This window comes from Mesorhizobium sp. M2A.F.Ca.ET.037.01.1.1 (assembly GCF_003998075.1).
Lineage (GTDB): Bacteria > Pseudomonadota > Alphaproteobacteria > Rhizobiales > Rhizobiaceae > Mesorhizobium.
Window position 1 is genome coordinate 1 of sequence record NZ_RZSA01001732.1, and the last position, 540, is coordinate 540.

The 540-nt window shown below is 66.9% G+C and carries 2 protein-coding genes; both read left to right on the forward strand.

Annotation, left to right across the window (positions count from 1 at the left end):
• The coding region (locus EOA27_RS39495; RefSeq protein WP_189562438.1) for a biotin transporter BioY at positions 1 to 274 on the forward strand (274 nt) is incomplete at its 5' end.
• Positions 275 to 306: 32 nt separating this feature from the next.
• Positions 307 to 540, forward strand: a 234-nt coding sequence (locus EOA27_RS39500; RefSeq protein WP_127259101.1) for a DUF1284 domain-containing protein, incomplete at its 3' end; no start/stop codon positions are given.

The following is a 540-nucleotide window of genomic DNA, read 5'->3' on the forward strand; positions in this document are numbered from 1 at the left end:
CCTCTTCGCCTTCCCGGTCGTCGGCGCCGTCGTCGGCTGGCTGGCCGAGCGCGGCTGGAACGGCAACCGCGTCATGCTTGCCTTCGCCGCCATGCTCATCGGCAACCTGCTTTGCCTGGTTCTGGGCACCGTGTGGCTTGCCGTCATGATCGGCGCCGAGAAGGCGATCACCTTCGGCTTCCTGCCCTTCATCGTCGGCGGCCTGCTCAAGTCGGCGCTGGGTGCCGCGACGCTGAAGCTGTTTTCGGGCAACCGGCCGGCCGATCCTCGGTAAGCCGCCGGGCGGATGACCGAACCCGACACCAGATGACCGTCAGGCTGCGTGCCCATCATCTGCTTTGCCTGCTGACCTATGTCGGCAAGGGCTACTCGCCGGCCTTCACCGCCAACTACGACGTTGTAGTGAAGCGCCTGGCCGGCGGCGAGGATATCTTGATCGTTTCCGGCCCTGACGACATCTGCGCCCCGCTGCTGAGTGAGAGCGAGCCGCACTGCCTGGGCGAAAGCGCTGCCGGGCGCGATGACGTCGCGGCTCGCGAT